At 51.3% G+C, this 18,744-nt stretch carries 21 protein-coding genes; 16 read left to right on the top strand and 5 right to left on the bottom strand.

Annotation, left to right across the window (positions count from 1 at the left end; all coding sequences use genetic code 11):
* Nucleotides 1-87: 87 nt before the first annotated feature.
* Nucleotides 88-354, bottom strand: a complete 267-nt coding sequence (gene rpsT, locus BED41_RS11145) for a 30S ribosomal protein S20 (protein WP_066746149.1) — start codon at nucleotides 352-354, stop codon at nucleotides 88-90.
* Nucleotides 355-610: 256 nt separating this feature from the next.
* On the opposite strand from rpsT, the gene BED41_RS16195 reads away from it, so the two are divergent.
* From BED41_RS16195 to BED41_RS11120, 6 genes are read left to right on the top strand one after another with little or no spacing between them, the layout of a single operon-like run.
* A complete protein-coding gene (locus tag BED41_RS16195; RefSeq protein ID WP_206153373.1) occupies nucleotides 611-700 on the top strand; it encodes a 50S ribosomal protein L34 in 90 nt (29 codons plus the stop codon).
* 7 nt (nucleotides 701-707) lie between these two features.
* Complete coding sequence (locus tag BED41_RS11140) at nucleotides 708-1,100, top strand: ribonuclease P protein component (protein ID WP_066749256.1); 393 nt, start codon at nucleotides 708-710, stop codon at nucleotides 1,098-1,100.
* Between the two features lie 2 nt (nucleotides 1,101-1,102).
* Complete coding sequence (yidD, locus tag BED41_RS11135) at nucleotides 1,103-1,396, top strand: membrane protein insertion efficiency factor YidD (RefSeq protein WP_437177027.1); 294 nt, start codon at nucleotides 1,103-1,105, stop codon at nucleotides 1,394-1,396.
* 9 nt (nucleotides 1,397-1,405) lie between these two features.
* Nucleotides 1,406-2,212 (top strand): YidC/Oxa1 family membrane protein insertase, encoded by an 807-nt coding sequence (locus BED41_RS11130; protein WP_066746141.1) that lies wholly within the window; start codon nucleotides 1,406-1,408, stop codon nucleotides 2,210-2,212.
* A 2-nt stretch (nucleotides 2,213-2,214) separates the two neighbouring features.
* A complete protein-coding gene (gene jag / locus BED41_RS11125; protein ID WP_066746138.1) occupies nucleotides 2,215-2,916 on the top strand; it encodes an RNA-binding cell elongation regulator Jag/EloR in 702 nt (233 codons plus the stop codon).
* Nucleotides 2,917-2,928: 12 nt separating this feature from the next.
* Nucleotides 2,929-3,708, top strand: a complete 780-nt coding sequence (locus BED41_RS11120) for a prolipoprotein diacylglyceryl transferase (protein WP_066746135.1) — start codon at nucleotides 2,929-2,931, stop codon at nucleotides 3,706-3,708.
* On the opposite strand, the gene BED41_RS11115 is transcribed toward BED41_RS11120, so the two are convergent.
* Nucleotides 3,677-6,337, bottom strand: a complete 2,661-nt coding sequence (locus BED41_RS11115; RefSeq protein ID WP_066746132.1) for a bifunctional diguanylate cyclase/phosphodiesterase — start codon at nucleotides 6,335-6,337, stop codon at nucleotides 3,677-3,679. The two genes, BED41_RS11120 and BED41_RS11115, sit on opposite strands and share 32 nt — an antisense overlap.
* A gap of 168 nt (nucleotides 6,338-6,505) precedes the next feature.
* Between BED41_RS11115 and BED41_RS11110 the strand changes: the two genes are divergently transcribed.
* Nucleotides 6,506-8,035 carry a Do family serine endopeptidase gene (locus tag BED41_RS11110; RefSeq protein WP_066746128.1) on the top strand — a complete coding sequence of 510 codons (1,530 nt, stop codon included), beginning with the start codon at nucleotides 6,506-6,508 and terminating at the stop codon, nucleotides 8,033-8,035.
* A gap of 160 nt (nucleotides 8,036-8,195) precedes the next feature.
* Here the strand turns inward: BED41_RS11110 and BED41_RS11105 are convergent, their stop codons facing one another.
* Entirely contained in the window at nucleotides 8,196-8,669 is a 474-nt protein-coding gene (locus tag BED41_RS11105) for an L-2-amino-thiazoline-4-carboxylic acid hydrolase (RefSeq protein ID WP_084002413.1), read from the bottom strand.
* Between the two features lie 304 nt (nucleotides 8,670-8,973).
* Between BED41_RS11105 and BED41_RS11100 the strand changes: the two genes are divergently transcribed.
* The 4 genes from BED41_RS11100 (at nucleotide 8,974) to BED41_RS11085 (ending at nucleotide 11,491) form a co-directional block, all read left to right on the top strand.
* The gene (locus BED41_RS11100) at nucleotides 8,974-10,434 is read left to right on the top strand and encodes a sensor domain-containing diguanylate cyclase (protein WP_066746125.1); all 1,461 of its coding nucleotides are present in this window, start codon (nucleotides 8,974-8,976) and stop codon (nucleotides 10,432-10,434) included.
* A gap of 122 nt (nucleotides 10,435-10,556) precedes the next feature.
* Nucleotides 10,557-10,910, top strand: coding sequence for a hypothetical protein (locus tag BED41_RS11095; RefSeq protein WP_066746120.1), 354 nt, complete (start codon nucleotides 10,557-10,559; stop codon nucleotides 10,908-10,910).
* A gap of 55 nt (nucleotides 10,911-10,965) precedes the next feature.
* Complete coding sequence (locus BED41_RS11090) at nucleotides 10,966-11,271, top strand: phage holin family protein (protein ID WP_066746118.1); 306 nt, start codon at nucleotides 10,966-10,968, stop codon at nucleotides 11,269-11,271.
* Complete coding sequence (locus tag BED41_RS11085; RefSeq protein WP_066746115.1) at nucleotides 11,255-11,491, top strand: hypothetical protein; 237 nt, start codon at nucleotides 11,255-11,257, stop codon at nucleotides 11,489-11,491. Before BED41_RS11090 ends, BED41_RS11085 begins: the two co-directional genes overlap by 17 nt.
* Nucleotides 11,492-11,497: 6 nt before the next feature.
* On the opposite strand, the gene BED41_RS11080 is transcribed toward BED41_RS11085, so the two are convergent.
* Entirely contained in the window at nucleotides 11,498-12,235 is a 738-nt protein-coding gene (locus BED41_RS11080) for a hypothetical protein (RefSeq protein ID WP_066746111.1), read from the bottom strand.
* Nucleotides 12,236-12,463: 228 nt separating this feature from the next.
* On the opposite strand from BED41_RS11080, the gene BED41_RS11075 reads away from it, so the two are divergent.
* Nucleotides 12,464-13,414 (top strand): sodium:calcium antiporter, encoded by a 951-nt coding sequence (locus BED41_RS11075; protein ID WP_084002412.1) that lies wholly within the window; start codon nucleotides 12,464-12,466, stop codon nucleotides 13,412-13,414.
* 259 nt (nucleotides 13,415-13,673) lie between these two features.
* On the opposite strand, the gene BED41_RS11070 is transcribed toward BED41_RS11075, so the two are convergent.
* On the bottom strand, nucleotides 13,674-15,155 hold the full coding sequence (locus BED41_RS11070; protein ID WP_066746108.1) for an alanine/glycine:cation symporter family protein: 1,482 nt from the start codon (nucleotides 15,153-15,155) through the stop codon (nucleotides 13,674-13,676).
* 1,336 nt (nucleotides 15,156-16,491) lie between these two features.
* Here BED41_RS11070 and BED41_RS11065 point away from each other — a divergent pair.
* From BED41_RS11065 to BED41_RS11050, 4 genes are read left to right on the top strand one after another with little or no spacing between them, the layout of a single operon-like run.
* A complete protein-coding gene (locus BED41_RS11065) occupies nucleotides 16,492-16,812 on the top strand; it encodes a (2Fe-2S)-binding protein (RefSeq protein WP_066746106.1) in 321 nt (106 codons plus the stop codon).
* A 14-nt stretch (nucleotides 16,813-16,826) separates the two neighbouring features.
* Complete coding sequence (locus BED41_RS11060; RefSeq protein ID WP_066746103.1) at nucleotides 16,827-17,927, top strand: NAD(P)/FAD-dependent oxidoreductase; 1,101 nt, start codon at nucleotides 16,827-16,829, stop codon at nucleotides 17,925-17,927.
* A 2-nt stretch (nucleotides 17,928-17,929) separates the two neighbouring features.
* On the top strand, nucleotides 17,930-18,451 hold the full coding sequence (locus BED41_RS11055) for a 4Fe-4S dicluster domain-containing protein (protein WP_206153368.1): 522 nt from the start codon (nucleotides 17,930-17,932) through the stop codon (nucleotides 18,449-18,451).
* A gap of 1 nt (nucleotide 18,452) precedes the next feature.
* Nucleotides 18,453-18,743, top strand: a complete 291-nt coding sequence (locus tag BED41_RS11050) for a (2Fe-2S)-binding protein (protein WP_066746094.1) — start codon at nucleotides 18,453-18,455, stop codon at nucleotides 18,741-18,743.
* The last annotated feature ends 1 nt before the right edge of the window (nucleotide 18,744 follow it).

Here is an 18,744-nt window from a genome sequence, read left to right as displayed (position 1 = left end):
AGATATGAGGGCATTTGATAAAATAAAAACAGCGGGTTCCCTTGTGGGATTCCGCTGTTATTTTTCTAATAAAATATAGATGTTAGCCTAGGCTGAGAGGGCCTTGACTTTTGCAGCCATGTTCGACTTGCGGCGGGCCGCTGTATTACGGTGGACGACGCCCTTAACTACCGCCTTATCCAGTACGCCCTGAGCCTCGTTCAGCCTCTTTGTCGCAAGATCAAGATCCTTGCTCGCTACCGCCTCGAGGAGCTTCTTCACCGCGTTCTTGCAGCGGGTCTTCCAAAAGCGGTTGTAGATGCGGTTTCTCTCAGTGACCAGGACTCGTTTTTTTGCTGATTTCTTGTTTGGCAATGCCGTCACCTCCTTCACAAAGACAGCGAGTATCTTAGCACAAAAGTAGGCCGTTGCGCAATAGTTCAAAAAAAAATCGCCAAAAAGATTATTCTTTTCTTGCCGCGAGGGCAAGTCTATGTTATATTTATCAGGTTGTTTATGGGCCAATTATTCTGCAAAGAATTTTTGATAGTTTGATAACGATGACACAACGCAGGAGGTGTAGTCTGTGAAACGAACATTTCAGCCGCACAATATAAGACGCAAGCGCTCAATGGGCTTCCTTGAACGCTCTGCATCCCCCAGCGGACGCCGTATTCTTAGAAATCGTCGCCGTAAAGGTAGAGCACGTCTCGCCGTCTAATTTAGCTGTGGATTTCGGTTTTTCATCTGCTAAAAGACTAAAGAGCGGGTGGCAATTTGATCTCGTATTCCGCACCGGACGTCGTGAAACAGGCGCACTGGTGCGGTTGTTGTTTCTTACGAAGGCGGAGGGGCCCGCTCTTGTGGGCGTTACGGTGGGCAAGAAGATCGCCGGCGCGGCGAGGCGCACGCGCGGACGCCGCGTGATGCGCGAGTCGTTCCGCAGGCTTCTGCCGTGGATCAAAGAGGGAACATGGATCGTCGCCTCCCTACGTGAGAACGCCCTCGGAGCGAAGGCTGACGAGGTTTATGCGGATATGGCTCTTTCCCTGAAACGCAGGGGGCTGCTGAAAGCGGAGTGGCCCGGCGTGGATTGGAATGTGGATTGCCGGGACGACTGACCGTGCGCTTGGTTTCTTATTGTATGATATTCTGCATCAGGGCCTATCAGGCTGTCATATCCCCGCTTTTGGGCGGCGGTAAGTGCAGATTTTATCCTACCTGTTCCGAGTACGCGGCGGAGGCGCTGCGGCGGTATGGACCCATTACGGGGCTGTGGCTTACGATGGCCCGGCTGGTAAAATGCGGCCCTTGGCACGAGGGCGGCTTTGATCCCGTGCCGGAACCGGCCGAAATAGCAGAACGGAAATGGTTAGGAATGCTCTGCGAAAAGACGGAGCAAACTTCGAAAGGTTAGGTGAAAGTTTTGGGCGCGATATGGAACGGGGCTAGCGAGCTCCTTCTGGCAATACTCGAGTTCTTTTACGGTATCACTCATTCGTACGGATTGGCGATAATACTTCTCACGATAGCGGTGAGGATTGCGCTTTACCCGCTCAACCAGAAACAGATGCTTTCAATGCAGCATATGCAGAAGATACAGCCTATGCTGAAGGTCATCCAGGAAAAATACGCTAACGACAAGGAAAAGATGAACCAGGAGACGATGCGTCTCTACAAGGAATACAAGGTCAACCCCGCCGCGGGATGTCTGCCGCTTATCGTTCAGCTCCCGATACTCATTCTCCTCTTCAATGTACTGCGTACCTATGATTTTGCGGACACTTCGTTCTTCGGCGTCCTTCTCGGCTCATCGACGACGGCCGGACTTGCGAAGGCGCTCGGCGTAGCGGCGGCCGCCAACGGTGAGTACAGCATAATGGCCGTCCTCTCCGCCGTTCTTACGAATCCAGCCGGACTTTCGCATGTCAGCTTTTATCTCGGCAATCTGATTCTGCTCATCGGCATCTCCGTGCTGACCTGGGCGCAGCAGAAGCTATCGGGCGGCAATAATCCTCAGATGGCGATGATGAATACGATAATGCCTTTCTTCATGGCCTTTATCTGCCTTTCAATGCCGGGCGGCGTAATGCTCTACTGGGGCCTCTCCTCGCTGATAGGCGTCGGGCAGCAGTATTTTGTCATGAAGAAGACCAGCGAACAGCTTGCGGTAAAGCCGACGCTTCACAAGAACAAACCGGTCAATACCGCGGATGAGGATGACGAGGATTAATTATGAAAGAGACAGATTTAGTACCGATGCCTGAAATAGACAGCACTGTGGTGGACTGTTCGTCGCTCGAAGAGGCCAAAGCCAAGGGCGCCCAGATGTGGGGTATCCAGGCCGAAGACGTAGACGCCACCATACTCTCCGAAGACAAGAAGCTCTTTGGCCTGCTGGGCTCTACCTATAAAATAGAGATACGCCCCTTCGCGCCGATCTCCTATATAAAGTCGTGCCATTTCGTAAACGAGATACTTGACAAAATGGATCTTGACCTCATCCCGGAGCTCACGGACGACGGCATGATAAACCTCGTCGGCGAGGACGCCGGCGTCGTCATCGGCCGCTACGGGGAGACGCTTAAGGCGCTTGAGTACATCACGAATCTCGTCTGCCACGAAGACATGTCGACGAGGCGCGTCCGCTTTGACTGCGGCGGTTACCGCGCCCGCCGTGAGCAGACGCTGCGCCGGCTCGCGGAGTCCATCGCGCGCGAGGCGAAGCATAAGGGGTCGCCCGTCAGCCTGGAGCCGATGTCGAGCTGGGAGCGCCGTCTCATCCATATCGCGCTGCGCGACAATAAGGATGTAGAGACGCGCTCAATAGGTGAAGAACCGCTGCGCCGCGTCCTTGTCTGTCCGGTCGGCGCGGCCGCGCGCGGACGTGGGACGGACCGCGGCCGGAGACGTTCACCGCACGGAAAGTTTAATTAGCAAAAGGGTAATATGTACCCGATAATTTTTAAAATTTCGTTTGTGGAGGCCCGCAGCTATTATCTGCTGTGGGCTTCCGCTTTGCTTATTTTCGTATTTTGGACACGCCGCCGTGCCGAGAGGATCTGGGGGATGGACGACGACGCGGTGACCTCCGTGCTGCTTTGGGTCTACTGCGCGGGTATCCTCGGCTCCTTCGCGGCAAGCGTCGCGGAGAAGCTGCCGTTATATCTCAGCGGCGAACTGACGCTCAAGATGACGCTTCGCGGCCTCTCTTCCGGCGGCGGTATGCTTGCCGGCGGACTTGTGGGAATATGGCGGCTGTGGAAGTACAAAATCAACATCGAGGATTTTGCGGAGGCCGCCGCTGTTCCCTCCGCCGCGCTGCTCGGTGTGGGGCGTATCGGCTGCCTTATGGAGGGCTGCTGTGAGGGGATAGGAAAGTATTGCAGCGACGCGCCATGGTGGACGGTGCACCTGCATTATGACCCTGCGGGCTTTTACCGGTATCCCTCGCAGCTTTTCGAGTCTCTCGCCTCTTTTGGAATATTGCTGCTGCTGCTGGCTGTCGAAAGAATGGCGCGGAGAATAAGGGGAGAGCGGAGCATTGCCGTGGCCTTCCCTCTTTTCATGACGCTCTACGGCCTTTACAGATTTGTATTTGACAACTTCAGGGAGCAGCCTGCCGGAGCCTCTGGCAGCGGCGAATTGATATGGCTCTTTGCCGTAGTTTTCGGTATTCTATGGCTTGTTTTTTCCGCTATGCGTCTTTTAAGGACTCGAGGCCGCTAAAATCAGCCAGGAATCGCAGTAAGGCCTCGTCGCTCATCGGTTTTGCTATCAGATAGCCCTGGATATACAGGCAGCCGAGCTCCAATACCGTCTCAAGCTCTTCGCGGCTCTCCACGCCTTCGGCGATGGTCTTCATCCCCATAGTCTGTGCCACCGCGGTGATCGCCTTGAATATCTCCCTCTTATCTTTCGAGCTGTCTATGCCGTGGATAAAGCTCTTGTCTATTTTTAGCCATTCGGCCTCCATATCCTTCAAGTATGTGAATGAAGAATAGCCGGTGCCGAAATCGTCGATGTATATGGACATTCCCGCCCCTCTGACGGCCTCCAGCTTTTCACGCGTAGACCTCTCCCTGCCGAAGGCGATAGACGATTCAGTTATTTCAAGCCCCAAAGCGTGCGGCGGGAGCCCTGAGTTTTTCACGCGCGAGGCAAACTTCTCCGCGAAGTCGATCTGTAACAGCTGTATCGCGGAAACATTGAACTCTATGCAGACATCCATCTTCGACAATGTCCGCGCAAACTCGATGCAGCTGTCGAGTACCCAGTCTCCCAGCGTGTTGATAAAGCCGTTTTTTTCGGCGATGGGTATAAAGACGTCGGGAGGTACCGCTCCGAAGAGGGGGCTGTTCCAGCGCGCCAGCGCCTCGACCGCGCCTATGCGGTCGGTCGTCGCGTCATATATCGGCTGGTAGTGGAGTGCAAGTTCGCCGTTCTTTATGGCGTGAAGCAGCTCATGTTCCAATTCAATGTTGTGGAGGACGGAGTCGTAGGTATCGCGGTCGAGAACAAATATCCCATCATTTTCCCTCGCCAAATTCATGGCGACGATCCCGTTCCTGAAAACTTCGTCGACAGTGGGGGTATTGTTCTTGATATACTCCTGATAGGTGATCACGCCTATGGAAGAGGCGATCTCTATCACATGGTTCTCTATCTTGAAGGGTGCGCGGAGCGTGTGCCTCAGTTTTTCAACTATGGAATGCAGGAGGCGGGAATCGTCCTCTTCGCAATAGATCACGAAATCCCCATAGTCCAGGCTGTATGCCTCGCCGCCGAATTCGCGCGCGGCCTCCGCGACCAGAGATGCGGTTTTGATCAACACCTTCTGCAAGACGATTCTGCCAAAGACTTCCGATATATGGTCTTTTTCATCGAGACCGATAAAAAAGCATGCCGCGCCGTAGTCCGCGCCTGCTGCGGCTATCTTATCTTTCAGCATGATGGAGAAGCTCTCCACGTTAGGGAGGTGCGTCAGCTGATTGACGTAGGCCAGCTCGCGTTCGCGCCTCTGTAAATTTTCGTCGGCGGTGACGTCGAGCGCGACGGCCTGCCCGATGCCGCTGGGAGCTGCCTCGGCGATCTGAATGAGAAGATATATATTTCTTCCGTCAGGCGCAGTACAGCATAAACGCAGGGATTCGCCGCCCTTAAAGGGGACGTGCGGGAATATTTTCCGTCCTTTCGTGCTCACCTCCTCGTCAAAGCTGAAGCTCCGTGTCTGCGGCGGCAGGCCCAGCAGTTCCGCAAAACGCCCGTCGAAATCTTCGGCCAGTCCGGAGGGATGGAGCGTCAGCAGATGCAGACCAGTGGCGTTGAGCATCGCGTTGGAGATATGCTGGAGGCGTGAGGAGCGCCAGGCGTAGAAATAGACGAAGAGGATGATGGTCATTAGCAGCAGCGCCAATACTACGAATGCGGTGCCCAGCGTCATCATCAGTTTTTGCTGAGAGTTCCTGATGCTGTCGCTTGACGAGACGGCGATGAGTTTCCAGTTGTTGGTGTTTGGCAGCGTCACGTAGGATATGAAGCGCCCCGTGCTCTTTGAGGCGTAATCATAGACGGAGGAGTCTCCGGCGGCGGAGGCCATTTGTATGGCAAGTTCCCCGCGCTCCTGTTCGGAAAGGATGCCGCCCATAAATTTGAATACGTTTGTCGGGGCGCTGACGTACATATTCAGATCTCTGAAGACTCCGGAGTTGGCGATCACGGTGTTCTCCCCGTCTACAAGGAATAGGACCGCTCCGTTGTACCTAATATTTATATCCTTCAGGAATAGGGCGGCGTAACGAAGGTCCATAACGGCGCTGAGTGTGCCGATGACCTCCGCGCCCATATGAACCGGGACGCAGATCGCAATGAATCCGCCGCAGTGTCTGTGGTTACCGGCTGGGTCTGATATCACGGAAGATGTTGTGGCGGAGCCGCGCAGCGCCTGCCGGAAAAAATCATAGTCGCCGATGTTGTAGGAACAGTCCTCAGAGTTCGTCACCTCTCCGTCTGCGTCGGCAACGAAGAGATGCCTGTAATTCATATCATTCTTTGTCTTTGCGTAGTACATGAGGCGTTCTTTGAGCTCAGCCAGCACCCTGCGTGGCTCTCGGGTGGCCGCACCGCTGTGTATTCGCGTGATGGATGAGAGCATCTGGATGCGGGTGTTTATTCTTTCGCTGACGATGTTTGCGGCGAGGGATACTGCGGAATCGGTCTGGGCGTCGTCCTGTTCCTTGTACAGATCTCGTGTGCGCAGCAGCAGCATAATGCCCAGACAGCTGGATAGAAGGAGCATTATTATAAGAAGAACGAAGGTACGTGTCAGGAAAAATCGCGGCTTTATCTTATTCTTCAAACTTTTATAAATCCTCCCCGGCTCTATGTGCTATTGATTGATTATAACATATATGGCATTGCCATCTCCACAAATATTCCACAAAAAACCACGTTGACTTTCGTTGACCATCTGGTATTATTATGAGCCATGCAGTAAATAGAAAGCAAAAATTTTGGAGGTGTTTACATGGAGAAATTCAATTTGAACAGCAGTTTGAAAAAGTTCGGAGCTGCTGCGCTTGCCGCCCTGATTTTATTTGCTGGCGGGGCCGCGGGGTCCTATATAGCAACAAGATATACAGTAACAGAGGCGGGTATAAGCACGGCGACGAATCCCGGCGGGGCGGCGGTAGCCTCTACCCCGACCGAGTATGATCAGAGAAATCCCTATGTGGCGATCGTCAAAAGAAGTTCGCCCGCGGTCGTCAATATCGACGTTGAGACGATGGTGACGGAGCAGCCGATGGTCAACCCGTTCCAGGGCAACCCGTTCTTCGAGGAGTTCTTCGGCGAGGAGTTCTTCGGTCCCCAGCAGCGCCAGAGCCAGCCCAGAAAGGTACCGCGCCGCGGTAAAGGCTCGGGGTTCATCGTCAGCAAAGAGGGCTATATCCTTACGAACAACCACGTCGTAGAGGATGCCGATAAGATAAAGGTGACAATGCTCGACGGAAGGACCTTTGACGCGAAGAAGGTGGGTCAGGACCCGACATTCGACCTTGCCGTCATTCAGATAAAGGCTAAGGACCTTCCCGTTCTGCAGCTTGGCGATTCCAGCGCCACCGAAGTCGGCGAGCAGGTGGTCGCGATCGGAAACCCGCACGGTTTTGAGAATACCGTGACCGCGGGTATCATCTCCGCGAAAAACAGAACTCTGCAGGCCCCCGGAATAAACTTCCAGGGCTTCCTCCAGACCGACGCGGCGATCAACCCCGGAAACAGCGGCGGTCCGCTCATCGACCTGAACGGCAACGTCATAGGTATCAACACGGCCATCGTTCCCTACGCCCAGGGTATCGGCTTCGCGATCCCCGTCAACATGGCGAAGCAGATAATGGACGACCTCATCAAGCACGGAGAGGTACGCCGCGGATGGCTGGGCGTTACGGTGCAGCCGCTCACCGCTTCGCTTGTGGAGGCATATAAGATTCCCACTAAGGAAGGCTCTATCGTGGCCGACGTCCAGAAGGGCTCCCCGGCGGAGAAGTTCGGGCTTAAGCGCGGAGATGTGATCATATCGGTAGGCGACAGCAAGGTTAAGAACAGTGAAGATGTGGTCTTCGCGGTACGCAACAGGCTGGCGGGAGAGAAGGTTCCCTTCGAGATCTATCGCGACGGCAAGAAGATGACTGTCGAGGTCACTCTCGGCGATATGGACAGCGTCCCCGGAGCCAGACGCCAGAGCAGCAGCTCCCGCGGCGGCCAGCAGAGCGCTCCTAAAGAATCCACGCGGATGGGCATCACGGTGGTTCTCAACAGCCCTGAGTTCAGTAAGCAGTATGAACTTTCGGAGACTGACGGCGTGGTAGTGACGAAAATCGCCCAGGGTTCGCAGGGACAGCGCCTCGGCCTGCGCCCCGGAGACGTGATCCTGGAGATCAACCGCCAGAAGATCAACTCCATCGCCGACTGGGAGCGTATGATGAGCGCCAAGAAGGGCGCGCTTGGCTTCCTGGTTTCGCGGGACGGACAAACGCTCTTCATCTCCGTCGGCAAGTAACGCGCCGCGGGAGGTACGCAGTATCCGCATCGCCTCCGCGCATAGAGCGGCGGAAGATATCTGACGGATATCTGTTGAAAAATCTACAATAGACAAGAGACAAGGCCCCGCCCCGCTGGTAGAAATAATTACCGGCGGGGCGGGGCCTTTATTTAGGCGGTTATTTTTTCTTGCGGTAGCAGAAGTCGCAGCAGTCTCCGCCCTCCATCAGCGTCTTGCTGCGGACGAGCTCAAGATTCTCGTCGAAGCCGTTGAGAAAGGCCTCGTCGCGCTCGCAGGAGATGATGGTCCCAATATCTCCGTAACCGAGCTCCCGGTAAATTTCGGCGAAGGCGCAGTAGGTGACGTCAAAGCTGCAGCAGTCCTCGCTGTCCTCTTTAGGGGTTGATTTCTGAGCGCCGCCCTCGCCCCAGCGTGAGATGCAGTTTTTTCTCAGAGAATCAAGTCCTCCGCCGCAGCGTTCGCTGAGCTCTCTCCCCGCTTCGCGCGAGACCTCTTTGAGCGTGCGCCTGACGATCTCGTAGGTGCGCTCCTCGCCAAATTCGCGGCAGAAGGCGCGGATCAACGGCCCCATTACCTTTGCTTCAATCTCTCTCTGCTGAAGCAGCGGTATCTCTTTAAAATTTTCCCTCAAGATAAAAACCTCCCTATATTCGACAGAATAACAATATTATTATTCTATCCTGAAAGCTCTTTCTTCGCATCATTTTACTCTGCTCTGCGGAGACGGTACCTGCCGCCCGGCACAGCGCACGGAAAGAAATATTTGTGCGCTTGCCCCTCTATGAAATATGTTTTTTCCTCCAATTTAATTCTGCCGTTTGCTATCCGGCTAAAATAGATATATATTTGTACGAATGAGCGGCGAATGTTAATAGGCAATGTTACGTAGCGTCCTCGGCTCTTAGAGACAGAAAAATTTGCAGGAGGTTTGGGATATGCGGCGAAATATCATTCCCGTCTGTTTAGTCATCGCCTTTGTAATAATTGGCGGCTTTACCATGTCGGCTTTTTTCTCATATTTTTCCTTTCAAACGTTATTCAAAAAAGATGTTGAGGCCGTATCTGAGCTTACCTCCGAGAATATCTTCGTCAATATCAACAATCTGATGGACAGGCCGATAAATGTTTCGCTGGCGATGGCAAACGACACCTTTCTGCGCAGCTTCATGCTGAAAGAGGAGGAGCGTAAGCTGACGCCCGGCGACCTTGAGCTTCTGAGAAATTATCTTGAGTCATATCAAAAAAAATACTGCTTTGACTCGGTATTCCTGGTCTCGGTAAAGACCGGAGCATATTACCATTACAAAAACGGCATCGACCGCTATATGCGCCCCGGTGAACCTGAAAACGAATGGTATTTCAAGTTTCTGAAGGAGCAGCAGGAGTGTTCCCTCAATGTAGATAATGACGAGGCAAAGGATAATATAATTACAGTCTTTGTTAATTGTAAGCTTACAGACAGTGAGGGCAAACTGCTGGCGGTCGTGGGCGTCGGTATGGAGACCCCCTACGTCCAGCAGTTTCTGGTAGAAAATGAAAAAAAATATGGCATCAACGCATTTTTAATCGACGAACAGGGAAATATTCAGCTCTCTTCGGAACTAACGGAGTTCGCCGGGGTCAATCTCTTCAAAGACGAGAGTTTTAGAGCTATGGCTGCGGCCATTGTGAGAAATACCGAGGCGCCGGAGTATAAATGGTACCACAGCAGAGAGGCGGACGGATATGTGATCACGAAATATGTTCCCAATCTCAACTGGTACCTCGTGGTGGAAAAGAATACGCGTGACTTCAAAATAAAGATGTTCTCCCAGCTGGGACTGGAGTTTATTTTTACATTGCTGGTAGTCATCCTTGTCGTTACGGTGACCACGGTCATTATAAGAAGGTATAACCGCGAAGTGATGGACCTTGCGGAAAAGGACCTCCTGACGGGCGTCAAGAACCGTACCAGCTATGAACGCGAGACGATAAAGCATAGTTTGAATATGGCGAAGTATGAGCATTTCGGTATCGGCGTCTTTGACCTGAACAACCTGAAGATGGTAAACGACATTTACGGACATCAGGCGGGAGATACCTATATAAAAAAATTCTCCGCCATGCTCTGCGGCGCCTTTGGCGGCGATGCCGTATTCCGAATAGGCGGCGACGAGTTTGCCGTTCTCTTTATCAATATAAATGAGGCTGAGGTGCGCGACCGCTGGCATATGCTGCTGGAAAAATTCAAAGGGATGGGCAGGCCGGGCGAACCGAAGATCAGCGCCGCTTTCGGGGCGGCTTTCCGTGATGCCGCGGAATTAAATACGATAGGAAAAATATTCAAAACCGCCGATGATAATATGTATCTTGATAAGGAGCGCATCAAGGGAAAGCCGCATAACGAGACACGTTAACCGTTGATTTTGCCGTTTTTTTTCAGGCAATTCCTTATAACCATACGCGTGGGCTGATGTTAGAATAGAGTCACATCAAAACGGTGATGCAAAATGAGGTCCGTTTGAAGGAGGTCATGTAAATGAGCGATCAGCTTATGGAGACAAGTCAGGCGAAGATTGAGGCACTGGAGGCAAAGATACTGGAGCTTGAGGCAAAACTTGAGGCACAGGTCCAGGAGACCGGTGAAGAGCTGCACGGAGGCAGAGCGGTGCTTATCGGAAACATAAAAAACGGCGCTGAGCGTCTTTACAAAGACGTCTCGCCGCTTGTTGAAAAATATAAGGAAGAGCAGGACGAAGTTCTGCGCGCGGTGGGCGCTAAAATATGCGAACATCCATTTGTTTCCGTAGCGGCGGCCTTTGGTACAGGGCTTATACTCGCGAAACTGCTGGAAAATAGAGTCTGTAACGGCGGCCGCTCGCACCGTTCCTGATGACGGAGGCAAGAAGCGGCGCTGTGAAGCTGCCACTCAGCAAAGGCACGCTTGAATGAACCGGCTGACAGAACTTGTAATCAGCTTTTTTGAGCTTGTGGAGGCGGAGGGCCGCGAACTTCGCGAACAGGCGCAGGGCGTTCTGCGGGGGGCCGCCATGTTCTTTTTTGGCGGGGTATTGCTCTCAGCGGGCGTGCTCACCGCCGTCTATGCCCTCTACCTTACGCTTGCCTCGCGGCTTGGGCGCCCCGCGGCGGCGCTCATCGCGGCGCTGCTTTTGGGAGCGGTTGGAGCTGCTCTTATCTTAAAGTCGCGCCCGTCAGCGAAGGGCGGTGAAGCGCAAAATGATGACGAGAGTTAAACCGGCAAATATCGCCGAGGCGAAGAAAAATTTTGCCGCGGCGATGGATGAGATGAGTCCAGCAAAGATAATCAAGAGCCGTCCGCTGGAGAGCGCCGCGGCTGCGGCTGCGGCCGGAGCGCTGACGGCGTTTTCGGGCAGAAGGCTTCTGACGCTTATCTTTCCCATAACCGAACTGATTTCATTATATGGCAAAATGAAGAACGGCGGCGCGCGATAGGCGGTTTTAAGCCGCCGCTGTTTTTGCGTAGAGGATGTGGAAGCCGCTCTTGTGCTTGCGGACCAGCTTGTATCCCGCATATCCCTCGGCGATGGCCTTCATCTGCGCGGACTTGTCTCTGATGGGGATCTGCAGATGTCCGTGTGTCCAGATCGGCAGCAGCGAGGGGCGGAAATCTTTTTTCAGAATAAAACGCAGGTAACCGCCGTAGACCTCTTTTATGCCGACGATCCGAAAATTGCAGGTGAGGATGTTGTCGAGGCTGAAGATGTTCTTCGGCGAAACGGTCGTTATCAGCGAGGTGTGTGTCTCCGCGACGATATCCTCGACAAGGTACTGTGTCAGATACTGTACGTTGTTGCCGCGGAACTCCCAGTCTACGACACAGAAACCGGTGACGGCCGGCCTCTCGTCCTCGTCAAGTTTTATTTCGTATGCCTCCAGCGCCTCGTCCGTCCACGCGCGCCCCATCTTTATCGTGCGCGCCGTGACGAGCTTTCCTTTGTGGCGTATCCCGATGGACAGCCCTTCATCGCTGAGAAATCGTTCCAGCTCCTCGTAAGTGCTCGCGGCAAATATGTCGCGCGAAAGTCCCTTAGCCACTCCGTTGTGAAGAGCGGCCATCTCTTCGATATCCTCCGGCCCGAGCCGGCAAAGCTCACATTCCGCGATCTGCGAAGCGCCTTCTGCGCTGTGGCGTCTGATAAATATCTTTCTGGAGTTACTCTCCTTAAATAGATTCATATCCGTCCCTCCTTTTCATGGCAGAATTAATCTCTGGAGAAGGAAATGTAAGACTGTACTGTAAAATTATAATTGTAGAGCTGCGAGCAGTTCAAGAGCCTCATAGTCTATTTTATCCATGTCAATTGTGATGATTTTCGATTATTGCCGCATACCGCCGGGAGATATGGCATATTACGAAACAATAAAGTATAATTGTCAACTGTTATTGGGAAAAGGCGGGATATAATGATGATCTATGCGGTATATTTGATAATAGCGGCATCCGTGGTCTGGTGCTCGATCAGGGCCTCGGAGTATGTCGATATAATGGAAAAGCATACGACTCTTTCCGGAGCCTTTATCGGAGGCGTCGTGCTCTCCGCCGTCACCTCGCTGCCGGAGCTCTTTACAAGCCTTACCTCTACAATGCTTCTCGACAAACCGGGGTTGGCGATCGGCAACATCCTGGGCAGCAATATCTTCAACTGTGCGATGCTCGCGGTATTCATAATTATCTATTACCGTAGTTTCAGTTCATTTAAAATATCTAAGAGCCATATAACGGTGACGATAACCGTTGCCGCCGTATATGCGGTCCTCTTCCTGAATATGGCCGGCATTTTGAACATTGAATACTTCAGTATCAATATCGCCTCGGTCGTCATCGTTGCCCACTATATCTATGGCGTATTCCACATGTCGGGAGAAAACGGAGCGGAGCCCGAGCCCTCCGCCTCGTTGGGGAAACTATCCCTGAAAGAGGTGAAGCGGCGTTTTGCTCTCGCGGCGGTGGGACTTGTCCTGCTAAGTATAATACTGACCTACCTCACGGACGGCATCGCGACACGCCACCATCTTGGCGAGGGGCTTGCCGGCGCTCTCTTCCTCGGAGTCGCCACCTCCCTGCCGGAGGCCGCCTCGACGATGATGCTCTTCCGCCTCGGGAGCTATAATATCGCGGTTGGCAACATCATCGGCAGCAACCTGTTCAACTTTGTCATCCTGGCCTTCGCCGACATCACATACATCGGCAAGGGCGTATACGATTACTCCGACCCCAAAACGCTCAACCTGCTCATCTTCGGCGCGCTGGCGAACCTGATTTTTCTGCGCCTGATCTGGAACAGAAAGGTGCGCCTGCGCTGGCTGTGCCCCATACTGATAATTGCCTGCTATCTCGCATTCCTTCTGATATAGAAAAAGATAATAATATCATGGCGGCCTGCCGTAATATAACAAAAAAGCCCGTCTAAGACAGGCTTTTTTATATTAAGTACAACATAATCATTAATGTTGGCTGCATACGGCACCAAGAGCGGGGAGATACACGAACTCCAATTATTCAGCAATGACTCGCAGCGCTTTCTGATATTGCCATAGGTTTGCGTTAAACTACCCCTATGATATCGAAGTCATTACGGCGTTGATATTTATACCAACGCCGTGTTGTTGTATTTTAGTCCTCTGCGTTAAGAGCTACAGCTTTGCGGGCCGCTTTTTCGGGATCAAGGAAATCTGTTTCAAACTCTTTGACCTTTTTAAAGATTACCGGTGATAACAGCGTCAAAGCTACGACATTGACATAGACCGGTATAGCGGACTGAATATCAAGAACCATCCAGGCAACTGCAGGGACCGTGCCGTGCGCAAAGAAGAACATTGTGGCGCAGAGCCCAAAGAGCGGCCCGGTACATGTAATGAATTTAACGATCTTCGTGCGCGTTTCAGCGGGCTTGTTTCGAACCAGGAAACCTACGAGGCCTTCAAGATAGGCATACCAGCCTGTTGACGTTGTGAGCGAGAAAATGAATATAAAGATGGCCAAAGCAATTCCACCTACGGGGCCGAACACCTGGGTGAGCGCCTTTCCAACGGAACCGGCTCCGCCTTCGCCAGTCTGCCACACGCCGGTGATGACAACTATTAGACCGCTGATTGTGCAGACAATTATCGTATCGACAAACACCTCGAAGGCGCCCCAAAGCCCCTGACGCGCGGGATGGTCAACCTCAGCGGCAGCGTGAATAATGGGGGAACTTCCCCAGCCGGCTTCGTTACTGTAAACGCTCCTTGCGACACCTACCTGAAGCGTCATAATGACGCTGACGCCGGCAAAACCGCCGACCGCCGCTGTTGGATTGAATGCGCAGTAAAATATGGACTTAAATGCCTCAATGGTAGCTGAGATATCACTTAAGAAAAGGAAAAACGCCAAGCCGAAATATGCGACAACCATAAATGGCACTATACGCTCGGCAAACTTGACGATACGCTTTATACCGCCAAGAATGATGATGAACTGGAGTATTACATATACGACGGAGAAGATAATTGACCCTGTAGCGGAAAGGTTGAATCCGGCCTGAACAGATTCGGCGACGACATAAGGTCCGGGGGTGAAGTAGAAAGCGCACAGCATCGCTATCGTAAAAATTACAGAAAGGCCCTTGCACCATTTCCAGCCTCTCTCTTCAACAAGGCCCTTCTGGATGTAGTATGCTGCGCTTCCGCGTGGAACCCCTGTGTTATCTTTCTGTCTATAGGTTTGAGTAAGGACAATTTCACTCATCTTTGTCGCCATGCCGACAAGTGCGCACATCCACATCCAGAATATGGCGCCTGGGCCGCCTATTGCGATTGCGCTGGCAACTCCGGCGATGTTGCCGTTGCCTACTGAACTTCCGACAGCTGTAGCAAAAGCGCCAAAGGACGAAACCTTACCGTCACCCTCTTTGTTTGATTTATTCTTCTTACTGAATAGAGTACAGATCGTGTTGCGCATGATATCCCCAAAACGGCGGAACTGAAAGAAACGAAGGCCTATAGTTAGATAAAGCCCCAACACTAGGAACATTATAGCAAAATACTTATTCCATAGTATTGTCCATGCCACATACTCCAACAATGCTTCCACCTGATGCCCTATCGATGTTTCCATTAGCATATCGCCTCCCGTTTTTTTTGACGCATATATCCCCATATAGCACGATCAAAACTGTGCTATATAAAAATACTTCTTAATTTTTCGTAAAACTAGAGATAATAATGTGCAACAATATACTTAATATGCAATGAGATAGTAGCTATTTTTAAATTTAGCTGACAACGCACTCAATGCATACTCTGTATACATATGATTTAGATAAACTAACTATTCATTTAAAATCTGAATATATATATATAATCAGATGCGGTTTTTGTCAATCCTTGTGTTGTTCATAATATGTTATTAGATAGATAAAATAATTAAGATATTAAAGTAAATTACTATATCTTAGATTGTTTTTACAATAGTGTGTAAAAAATAGAATGTATTACACTGAATTAATAAATATTGAAGGATAAATATAAATATGCGGATATAATACTTATAAGTCCATATATTACTGTTTTATTCATAATATTTTTAGATAAAAATGCAGAACAGAGCTAAAGAAGCGTATAGTGCGTCACTTTCTGCATGTAACGGTTTTCTTCAGTGGACGCAAGCAAGAAATGTTCTACAGAGTCAAGCCCAGGCTAGTATGGAGAAAAAATAATATTCGAGAGAATAAATAAAGTGTGTAAGGCCTATATAGAAAACACCGAATAAGGAATAGCAGCCAGCTTACATTATAGTGCCAGCGGGCATGGATATTTTAGATATTAAGAAAGATGAAAAAATAAATACAGATAAGTCAGGGAGGTGAAGTTGACGAATAGCTGCCAGGTCAGTTTCTGTAAGAATCATCATGGGTCAGCCGGCCTGCTCAGTTTGGAAGGTACCGTCAAGCAGCCGGTCAAAAAGGCTATTGAGCGTATTATGAACCACAAGAGGGATTATCATCTTGACGGCAATGAGAATCCCTATAAGGCGAGAAGCCCGCGGCGCCATCTACACTGCCAACACCAATAGGATCGTTAAACATGTCGCTGGGGAAACTTACGAACAACCGGAAGATTTTTGCAGGGTGCGTATTGCGAATCGGCCTTGAAAATCACTATTTGCGCCTCCATGCATTAGATAAACATCTCTCTGCGCCATCTTGCATACCTGAAATTTTCAGATGCAGTAACTTATGTATGGTAAACGGAAAATCATCTTAGATATATTAAATCAAGACAGCTTGACAAAAAGTCTCAATTACCACTAATATACATCGTATACTGTGTATTCCAACGAACATAACCACTCCTTAATTTTATTGGAATACAATGTGTAGGTTTTAGCTGTGCTTTTGTGTATTTTTTGTTATGAACAATAACTCAGAAAAGCTTTAAGGAGGGGAAAACGCATGGAACTTATTCAGAAACATCCAATATTGGAGTTCCGGCATGGCAGGGAAGTAGTATTCACTTTTGATGGGAAAAAGCTCAAAGGACACGAGGGTGAGCCCATTGCGATGGCACTTCACGCAAATGGGGTGCACGTTTACAGGATTACGCCTGAGATGAAACGCCCCCGCGGTTTTTTCTGCGCAATTGGTAAATGCAGCTCCTGTTTTATGGTTGTGGACGGAGTCCCGAATGTGAGAACCTGCGTGACCCCTCTTAAAGAGGGAATGAACATTGAGACGCAGCACGGCAGAGGTTTTGTGCCTCTTGAAGTACAGTAAGGCGGGCAGACGTGATGAATAACTTAGTTGAGACAGATTTGCTTGTAATAGGCGGGGGAGCGGCTGGCCTCTGCGCCGCGGCAGAGGCGGCCGGAGCCGGCGCAAAGGTTCTGGTAATGGAAAGTGACCTTCATGCTGGTGGGCAGCTTGTCAAACAGACACATAAATTCTTTGGAAGCAAAGATGAATATGCCGGAACCAGAGGCTTTAAGATTGCCGATATACTTATGGACGAAATAAAGAGTCTTGGAGATAAGGTCGAAATTCGTACGAATACAACAGTAACGGGCTTCTTTCATGAGGACGGGGTTTACACCGCGATGGAGGGAGAGGAGTCGTATTACAGGGTAAAGGCGAAGAAAACTATAATGGCTACTGGAGCGCAGGAGAGGATGATCCTCTTCCCGAACAACGACCTGCCAGGAGTCTACGGAGCCGGCGCAGTCCAGACACTTATGAATTTATACGGAGTCGTGCCGGGCAAGAAGGTCGTCATGGTCGGAGCCGGGAACATAGGGCTTATTGTAAGCTATCAGCTTATGCAGGCCGGAGTTGAAATTGCGGCTGTCATCGAAGCAATGCCGAAAGTCGGAGGCTATTGGGTCCACGCGGCAAAGATCCGCCGTTTGGGAATCCCGATTCTTCTCAGGCATACAATTATTGAAGCGCTTGGCGACACTACGGTAACGGGGGTCGTAATATCGGAGATCGACGATAAGTTCCATCCGATAAACGAGCCTGTAAAAATCGACTGTGACGTTATCTGCATGGCCGTAGGGCTTACCCCTACGACAGAAATGTTTTGGATGGCCGGCGCCGATATGCGTTATGTCCCTCAGCTCTGCGGCTACGTTCCTTTTAGGGACAAGACGATGCGTACAAGCAACCCAGATTTGTGGGTGGCTGGAGACGCCGCCGGAATCGAGGAGGCCTCGGCGGCGATGGTTGAAGGAAGGATAGCCGGCCTAAGCGCGGCAAAGGCGCTGGGATATCCTGTCGATGACCGTAAATTTCATGAATTCTGGGCGAGGCTTGAGCATCTCCGTGCCGGCGAAGTAGGGACAAAGATCCTCAGCGGGATCAGCCAGGTCATGGTAGACGGATGGGAGGCATAACGATGGCTTGCGGTTGCATAGACGACAAGGAAAAGCTTTATAACAGCGGTGTGTTGGTGGAACACTGTGAAGGTGCTGTATTACCTCCTGCGGAGGAGTGGAAGAAAAAACGGGGCGGCTATGTCATTGTTGAATGTCCGCAGAGAATTCCGTGTAACCCATGCGCTACGGTCTGTCCTTCCGGAGCAATAGTTCCACACGCAGACATTAACGATACTCCTGAGATTGATTACGCAAAGTGCACCGGGTGCGGCATCTGCGTGGCGCGCTGTCCCGGGCTGGCCTGCTTTGTCGCCGACCTTACATATTCTGATGAGAGCGCCGTTCTCAAACTGCCATATGAGCTGCTTCCTCTTCCCGGCAAAGGAGAAGTTGTAAAATGTCTCAGCCGGACTGGAGATGTTGTCGCTGACGGAGAGGTTATTTCAGTATCAGAGCCTCTAAAGGACTGCACGCATGTCGTAAGCATCGTGATACCGAAGAATCTTGTTGATGACATCAGATCGATTAAGGTGGTGCGGTGATATGGTAAATAAAGTTAACGTAGTCTGCCGCTGCGAAGAGGTAGAAATAGAAGAAATCAGGGAATGGATAGCCAGAGGTTATGACACCTTTGATGAGCTCAAGAGAGAGCTTCGTGTCGGAATGGGGCCGTGTCAGGGACGCGGATGCCGCGACATTATCATGCGCGAGATAGCCCGGGCTACAGGCAAATCCGTGGCCGAGGTCGATCCGGGGACGATCCGGCCGCCTGTGAAGCCGATAAAGATAGGGCTTCTGGCGAAGGACTATGTGGAAGAAGGCGAAAAGAGGTAAT

The organism is Cloacibacillus porcorum (assembly GCF_001701045.1).
Classification (GTDB): domain Bacteria; phylum Synergistota; class Synergistia; order Synergistales; family Synergistaceae; genus Cloacibacillus; species Cloacibacillus porcorum.
Note: the sequence above shows the minus strand (reverse complement) of the source record. Positions and strands in the feature narration are given on the sequence as shown.